This is a genomic window from Thauera phenylacetica B4P (assembly GCF_000310225.1).
GTDB lineage: Bacteria > Pseudomonadota > Gammaproteobacteria > Burkholderiales > Rhodocyclaceae > Thauera > Thauera phenylacetica.
Genome location: NZ_AMXF01000556.1, coordinates 1 through 697 on the forward strand (window position 1 = coordinate 1; position 697 = coordinate 697).

Consider the following 697-nt stretch of genomic DNA (forward strand, 5'->3'; position numbering starts at 1 on the left):
TCGTCTTCAAGGTGCGCCCGCCCACGCTGGACGAGGTCGGCATGCTGCGCGAAGGCGCGACGCTGATCGGCTTCGTCTGGCCGGCGCAGCACCCCGAGCTGATGGAAGCCTTGCAGGCACGCAAGGCCACCGTGCTCGCGATCGACTGCCTGCCACGGCAGCTGAGCCGCGCGCAGAAGATGGACGCGCTGTCGTCCATGGCCGGCATCAGCGGCTACCGCGCGGTGATCGAGGCGGCGAACGCCTTCGGCCGCTTCTTCAATGGCCAGATCACCGCCGCGGGCAAGATCCCGCCGGCCAGGGTCTTCATCGCCGGGGCTGGCGTCGCCGGCCTGGCGGCCATCGGCACGGCCGCCAACCTGGGCGCGGTCGTGCGCGCCAACGACACCCGCGCCGAGGTCGCCGACCAGGTGGTGTCGCTCGGTGGCGAGTTCGTCAAGGTCGATTACGACGAGGAAGGCTCGGGCGGCGGCGGCTACGCGAAGGTGATGAGCGAGGGCTTCCAGGCGGCGCAGCGCGCGATGTACGCGCGCGAAGCCAAGGACGCCGACATCGTGATCACCACCGCCCTGATTCCGGGCAAACCCGCACCCAAGCTGATCACCGCCGAGATGGTGCAGAGCATGAAGCCGGGCAGCGTGATCGTCGACCTCGCCGCCGAGCAGGGCGGCAACTGCGAGCTCACGGTCCCGGGCGA

1 protein-coding gene is annotated in these 697 nt (G+C 70.3%); it reads left to right on the plus strand.

Features of this window, described 5'->3' with window-relative positions:
• Nucleotides 1-697, plus strand: a 697-nt coding sequence (locus tag C667_RS23655) for a Re/Si-specific NAD(P)(+) transhydrogenase subunit alpha (RefSeq protein ID WP_004391648.1), incomplete at both ends; no start/stop codon positions are given.